The 5,316-nt window shown below is 37.0% G+C and carries 5 protein-coding genes; 1 reads left to right on the plus strand and 4 read right to left on the minus strand.

Annotation, left to right across the window (positions count from 1 at the left end; translation table 11 throughout):
* Positions 1-150: 150 nt before the first annotated feature.
* Positions 151-474: a pyrimidine/purine nucleoside phosphorylase gene (locus KPC_RS17605; RefSeq protein WP_121975637.1), complete on the minus strand. Its 324-nt coding sequence runs from the start codon at positions 472-474 to the stop codon at positions 151-153.
* Between the two features lie 265 nt (positions 475-739).
* Between KPC_RS17605 and KPC_RS17610 the strand changes: the two genes are divergently transcribed.
* Positions 740-1,675 (plus strand): tRNA-dihydrouridine synthase, encoded by a 936-nt coding sequence (locus tag KPC_RS17610; RefSeq protein WP_121975638.1) that lies wholly within the window; start codon positions 740-742, stop codon positions 1,673-1,675.
* A 20-nt stretch (positions 1,676-1,695) separates the two neighbouring features.
* Here the strand turns inward: KPC_RS17610 and KPC_RS17615 are convergent, their stop codons facing one another.
* The 3 genes from KPC_RS17615 to KPC_RS17625 form a co-directional block, all read right to left on the minus strand.
* The gene (locus tag KPC_RS17615; RefSeq protein WP_121975639.1) at positions 1,696-2,052 is read right to left on the minus strand and encodes an SseB family protein; all 357 of its coding nucleotides are present in this window, start codon (positions 2,050-2,052) and stop codon (positions 1,696-1,698) included.
* Positions 2,053-2,252: 200 nt separating this feature from the next.
* The gene (locus tag KPC_RS17620) at positions 2,253-2,657 is read right to left on the minus strand and encodes an NUDIX hydrolase (RefSeq protein WP_121975640.1); all 405 of its coding nucleotides are present in this window, start codon (positions 2,655-2,657) and stop codon (positions 2,253-2,255) included.
* An 8-nt stretch (positions 2,658-2,665) separates the two neighbouring features.
* Positions 2,666-5,227, minus strand: a complete 2,562-nt coding sequence (locus tag KPC_RS17625; protein WP_171334538.1) for an AI-2E family transporter — start codon at positions 5,225-5,227, stop codon at positions 2,666-2,668.
* Positions 5,228-5,316: the final 89 nt, after the last annotated feature.

The raw sequence follows: 5,316 nt of genomic DNA on the forward strand, positions 1-5,316 counted from the left end.
CCTAATAAATGAATATAAACAACTTAAAGAAAGTGAAATAAACTATTTCTTAGAATATTCATATCCCACTTCCCCAAACACCTTACTTAATATTTTCTACCGAATACAGACTTTGTAAGGTTGCATAAAAATAAACTTATAATTTTATATTTATTTCTCTAGATGACATACATAATCCACAATTTCATCAGCAGTCACACTGAACTGGCTATTTTCAGGGACTTCAAAAGATTCCCCGGCATGAATGATATGGACTTCAGGATCTTGCCCAATTTTAACCCGACATTCTCCAGAAATAATTTCAATTCGCTCAGCAACATGCGTTCTGAAAGTCAACGGTTGTTCTGATGGCAAAATCACCCCAAGAGTCTTTTGAGTCCCATCTTCTAATTTAATGATATGACTAATCGAAAGACCACCAAAATGTACATTTGATTTCTTAGTAACAGAAACAAAATCAAATTGATTTGTCATGACCCACTCCTCGTATTATTTTCTTATTATAAAACAAGAATATTTCATAAAAATGCAAATCCAGATTTCCAAGCAATAGCATATGAAAAAGTATTACAATTGTAGAGTCATTTTATAGAAAAAGTGTAAATGAGTTTTCCATAAGAAGACTCTGATTCGAAAAAATTCAACAAGCCAAGATTAACATTTTTTTGTTTGCTAGACATCTTGATTAAAAATGCGTATAACGCTCATTTTTAATCTTGTTCACCATAGGTAACACACGTTGAAACTTGTACTAGCTCCCATGGAAGGCTTAACAGACCCGATCATGCGTGATGTACTCACTCATGTAGGAAGCTTTGATTGGTGTGTAACCGAGTTTATTCGTATTACCGATTCGATATTACCTGATCATATTTATTATAACTACTGTCCAGAACTCAAGGCTCAGGGTAAAACTGCTGCTGGAACTCCTGTACATGTTCAGTTCTTGGGAAATAATCCAGAAATGCTAGCAGCAAATGCTGCCAAAGTCGTGGAACTGGGAGCACCAGCAATCGACATGAACTTTGGTTGTCCAGCAAAAACCGTCAATAGACATCGGGGTGGTTCAGTACTTTTAGACGAGCCAGAGGTTGTTTATGAATTGGTCAAGGCTGTACGAGATGCTGTACCTGCTCACATCCCTGTTTCTGCAAAAATGCGCTTGGGCTATATGGACAGGAACTTTACTCTGGAAAATGCCCATGCGATTGAAGATGCTGGAGCATCCTGGGTTACTGTTCATGCCCGAACCAAAGCCGATGGTTATACTCCACCTGCTTTTTGGGAACTACTCCATCCAATTCGGGATACATTAAATATCAACGTGATCGCCAATGGTGAAATCTGGACAAATCAGGATGCGAAACAATGCCAACTGGAATCAGGCTGTCAAGACCTCATGATTGGTCGTGGAGCAGTAACTACCCCTGATTTAACCCAGTGCATTCGACAAGATTCTAATGATGCTTTACTAGATTGGGAAGATTTATTAAGCCTACAAATCCGTTTTATCAATGGCCCAAGTAAAACTGAAATCGGAATGGTAGGACGCTATAAACAATGGTTAGGGATGATGAGCAAACACTATCCCGAAGCAAAGCTACTTTGGGATAGTGTGAAAAGAATCAAAAAACTTGATGAAATTATTGAAAAACTTCAACATAACTTAAAATAAACTCTTTATGAATGCCATATTCAACTAACAGTGCACAGTAATTCAATTTCTTCTGGTGAGAACTCTTTCATATAACTGGATGCTGGGTTGAGTAATAATGTAGAGCCTTTGGTTATTTCAAGCAGCTGTTTTGCTGGTAAAAGGAAATAGTGCAAATCATCTCCCAAACTCATCCTCAAGGTATCAAGTGTTAAAAAGAATGGGATCGCCTGCTCTCCATCTGGAGTCTCCATGGTTCGAAACTGGAGATTTGATTGATCTGAGTCATCTCCCAGACAAAAAACTTCTGAAACAAGCAATTGATTCAAAAAAGCTGAAAAAAGCTCAGGTTGATCTGCAGTTTGTATAAATAACTGTTCAAGTTCTTGATTTTGCATATCTCAATTCTTCTAAAATTGTATTGTCATTAACATTGATTTTTTAATATAAAAGTTTGAAATGGCTTAAGCTTTAATATCCCCAAGAAACTTAAGCCATAACAGAAAAATAGCACATTTTATTTTATTTTCAATATTTTTTTTATTTTATTTCAATAAGATGTGATATATATCATTAATTTTCCACAAAATGTGAGGGACTAAAAAGCTTGACTTTTCACACTACCATCAAAATTCAGACAATCTTCGACCCTGATCCGCTGTACTTTTGATAAATCAGTTAAATCAAACCAGGCATATTCAGAATGTTCAGAGCTTAATTTTATCTGTGCATTTTCTTCAAAATGACACCGAAAAATAAATGCATGTGATTGCACAGCAGAATGAAAATAAACTCCTGACAGATAATCAACCTGAACAGCACATCCCAACTCCTCCAGACACTCTCTGACCAAAGCTTCATGCACTGTCTCTCCCATATCCAATGCCCCACCTGGCAACCCCCATGCATGATCTACATAAGTTGCTTTCAACAACAAAACTTGTTGATGCTGATTGGTAATTACTGCATGAGAACCAAGTCGATACATATCCTGAAAAGCCATTTCAACTCCTAATGCCCTAAACTGCTCGGTGGTTCATATTCCAGACCATGAATATCTTCTAGACGTGCATTACGTTTTTTATCATTACTGATTGTGCTCATCAAATCATCCGCGAGTTCATGTAACAGATCAATATCATCTTTACTTAACTGTCTAGGCTGCCGATCAAGTAAACATAAGCCACCTAAAATTACTCCCTTTTTATTTTTAAGTGGTACGGCATCGTAAAAACGGATATGATTTTTTCGTAACTCAGAGTCATGCCTGAATCTAGGATCACGTCTTAGATCTTCAATCAATAGATCATCTTCTTGTACAATTAAGTGGGTACAAATAGATTCACTTCTTGCCACTTGAGCTTTTTCTCCAGATTTAATCAAAGGACTTGCAGGAGTGTATACCCAGTCAGTATCAACCCAGGAAATTTGCGCATATGTGACATCAAATGCATGTTCTATTTCCTCAATAAATTGTTCATAAATAGGAAAATTCTTTTGATTTAACACATCGAGATGATGAAGTATCTGTACACGCTCTGACTCGTTTTCTGGAATCGGATAAGTTTTACAAGCCAGATGTTCTTCTATTAATAATGCATCGATAGTGAGTAGTAACTCATTTAGATCATCCACCACTTCATAGACGTTAAAACGTTGCTTAACTTCATCACGAATACTCTGGGCATCACAATTCCAAGTTGCAAAAATGATCTTTGTATTTGGATAATCTTCATTGATACGATAATGGATCAAGCGAATTAATGCCATCGGCTCTGGGTGAAACAATGAAATACAGATCACACCGATATCATGAGGAATATCACCAAAAGTATGGCTTTGCATTTGAATTGCTGATTCGTTCGAATTTATAGCAACTACATGCCTTAACTGTAAACAATGTGCCAGCATGGCTGAGATATTTATATCAACCTCCCAACGCCCGCCAATACAATAAACCTGAGCACGTCCTGTTAGATGATCTGCTGGATAATCATTTTGAAAATCCCGATTAAAGACTTTTAAACCATGATGCATTTTTAAACGATGTTCAGCTTTTGCTACTTGGTGATGTCCATTTGAAAATAAACGTATCGCAGGAATAGCAACCTCGTCATAAAATTCACTCACACGTCGTGCAACTAAATCAGATGTAACATGTTTAGGTAAATGCTCTTGAACATATTCCTTGGCAATATCAAGTGCCGCATCGATATCATCTGCAACTAAACGCTGATAGAAACGTTCTGGAGGATTCAGTGCTGGTGTACTTCCAATCAATATTTTGACAAAGCCTAAAGCCGGTATATAGTTTGAAAGTACCAGAATACACGCAGTCAATGGAGTTGATAAAATTAAACCAATCGGCCCCCATATAGCTGTCCAGAAGGTTGCAGAGACCATGATCGCCAAAGTTGATAGTCCTGTACTCTCACCATACAACCAAGGTTCAATAATATTATTGGTAATCAATTCCAAAATAAGAATAAGTGCTACTGTCCAAAGTACCATATCCCATCCAGGATCAACCGCAAAAGCTAGCGTAATTGGAAATAATGCAGAAATGATCGGACCAACATAAGGTACAAAGCGCATGACGACTGCAACCATTCCCCACATGATAGCTGCAGGGACACCAATGACCAATAATCCTATTGCCATAGGAACACCATAAGTCATATTTACGACCAACTGCATCCTTAAATATTTACCGATTCGGTTGGCTGCTTCATTCAAAGCATCTGTCCCAACATTTAAGTTAGCGCCAAACAATCGCAATAACCGATCATGCAAATCTTTACGATCCAATAAAATAAGCACCACAAATACAAAGACTATACCCGCCGTAGCCAAAGGACTTAAAACCTTACCTCCCCATTCGAAAACTGATGATGCAATAGACTGATTTTGGCTCACAATCTGAACTTTCTGAACTTTAGAATCATCCTGTTGAATATGAGTATCTTGTTTCGGATGCAGATGTGACTTAGCCTGCCCCTCTGATTTTGATGCAGTATCATTATCATGAGTTGAGGCATTTGCGCCTTCTATAGAATGTTCAACATTATTAATCGTTTTAATTGCGCCATCCCAGACACTTGGACCATGTGCATAATTTTTTATGGAACTGAGTTTTTGAGTAATTGTATCTTGGTATTGAGGCAATTGCTGACTTAAACTGCCTAATTGGGAAATCAGGTAAGTACCAGCTCCCCCCAGAATTCCCAAAGTAAATAACACGACAATTACGATAGCAGGAATTTTAGGCAATCCTAATTTTTTTAATCGAGAAACTAATGGATCTAGTAAAAAACCAAACAATATAGATAAAGCTAAAGGGATAAGGACTTCTTTACCAACATATAACGCCACGACAATAATTGCAGCGATCACAAATCCAGCCATAACTTTTAAAATGGTAGAGATTTCTGCAACTTGCAAAAGCTTGGATAATGTGGTCGGTGCTATTCGACTTGGTAGGCGCTCCAGGTCATCAGGCTCAAGCATCAGGTTATTTTGATGCAATGTAAAATTCTTTCTTAAACGATCATGATTTGATTCTTCTTTTTTCATAATCATTATTCCTTTTTTCACGTTTCAAATAATGTAATCAAGCCAATTCAACAATTTCTTTTATTTATTTTTTTTAAAAAATATGCAAT

This window comes from Acinetobacter stercoris (assembly GCF_900323515.1).
In the GTDB taxonomy this organism is placed as follows: domain Bacteria; phylum Pseudomonadota; class Gammaproteobacteria; order Pseudomonadales; family Moraxellaceae; genus Acinetobacter; species Acinetobacter stercoris.

Excerpts from the sequence above, each read along its gene's own strand:
- KPC_RS17605 (WP_121975637.1), bottom strand. The coding sequence starts at position 474 with ATGACAAATCAATTTGATTTTGTTTCTGTTACTAAGAAATCAAATGTA.
- KPC_RS17615 (WP_121975639.1), bottom strand. The coding sequence starts at position 2,052 with ATGCAAAATCAAGAACTTGAACAGTTATTTATACAAACTGCAGATCAA.
- KPC_RS17620 (WP_121975640.1), bottom strand. The coding sequence starts at position 2,657 with ATGGCTTTTCAGGATATGTATCGACTTGGTTCTCATGCAGTAATTACC.
- KPC_RS17625 (WP_171334538.1), bottom strand. The coding sequence starts at position 5,227 with ATGAAAAAAGAAGAATCAAATCATGATCGTTTAAGAAAGAATTTTACA.